1 protein-coding gene and 1 pseudogene are annotated in these 790 nt (G+C 68.6%); one reads left to right on the forward strand and one right to left on the reverse strand.

Annotated elements, in window-relative coordinates; translation table 11 throughout:
* A pseudogene (locus KN815_RS13350) lies at positions 1–252 on the reverse strand (aminoglycoside phosphotransferase family protein); the annotation flags it as partial.
* Between the two features lie 342 nt (positions 253–594).
* Between KN815_RS13350 and KN815_RS51860 the strand changes: the two are divergent.
* Positions 595–790, forward strand: a 196-nt coding sequence (locus tag KN815_RS51860; protein WP_216342043.1) for a hypothetical protein, incomplete at its 3' end; no start/stop codon positions are given.

Below are 790 nucleotides of genomic sequence, written 5' to 3' on the forward strand. Positions count from 1 at the left end.
CGCCGCGGCCCACGCCGCCGACGCCCCGGTCGACGGCCCGCCGAGGCGCCCAAGCGTCGTCCCCGGGAGTGCGGCGATCGCGAGCACGGGCGGCTTGCGCCACAGGACCTCCGGGGTCGGGACCGGCGCGAGGGACATCGCCTCGACCTCGACGTCGATGCGTGCCTGATCGGCGTCCACCTTCAGGAACACGTCGCCGACGCGCAGGGTCGCGCGCTCGGAATGGGCGACAACGACTTTGACCTCATCCATGGGCGACCAGTATCCCGGGGATGATCGCCGACGTCGCCGGGTTTATCGCGTGCCATTACGGGGCTGACTGCGTCCCGATACCCGGCGGCCTCGTGCGCGACACCGACCTCTGACCAGGTCAAGTCCACCACTTTTGTCAGGAGTCCTAAGTGTCCGTCACTTGAGGCGCCCAGGGCGGTTCAGTACCAGGGCTGGGCTTCACCGCCACCGCCTGGCTGCCTCGACGCTGTCGCCGCCGCTGGTGTTGAACGCGTCGAGGCCCCTGGTGCATGCCGCCGGACCAGGTTCACGACCGGCTCGAAGAACGTCACAAGGGGTTCGGGCTCGCGTATCCCGTCCCCGATGACGACGACGTCCCAGTCTCGTGTGGAAAGTGCCGCGACCACCGTGGACTCGGCTGATTCGTCCGGCGCGATGAGCGTCATGGAAGCGTCGATGGCATGGCCGCCAAACGGGCCAGTTCCTTCGGACCAGCACGATGGCGTGGAGGGCGTTGTTGGCCGCTCTGTCGCCGCATCGGTTCAGGCGGTGGCGGTTG

The sequence above is a fragment of the Streptomyces niphimycinicus genome (assembly GCF_018883605.1).
Lineage (GTDB): Bacteria > Actinomycetota > Actinomycetes > Streptomycetales > Streptomycetaceae > Streptomyces > Streptomyces niphimycinicus.